Source organism: Parendozoicomonas sp. 2304DJ65-17 (assembly GCF_058148445.1).
Window position 1 is genome coordinate 1 of record NZ_JBYVJV010000138.1, and the last position, 233, is coordinate 233.

The 233-nt window shown below is 46.4% G+C and carries 1 protein-coding gene; it reads right to left on the reverse strand.

The genetic code is table 11. From position 1 onward, the window contains the following. A partial coding sequence (locus ACY2RR_RS24810; protein ID WP_490110868.1) for a nucleoid-associated protein occupies positions 1–233 on the reverse strand: 233 nt, incomplete at both ends.

Consider the following 233-nt stretch of genomic DNA (forward strand, 5'->3'; position numbering starts at 1 on the left):
AGATCGTTTTGTACTCTTGCAGCTGGCAGTCGCAGTATTCAAAAACCTTTTTCTTCACGTCGTTGCGCTCGGTGTCGGATTCAATGGTTTTGCAGTAATCTGATACAGCACTCATTAACTTGGTTGTATCTTTCTTGGTGTCGCCGGTTTCTTCGCAGCCAATAAGTGTGGTTAGGCAGTCACTGAGTCTGCGGCCAGCTTTTGGTTTGATCCAGGAAATATAGCGTGAGCTG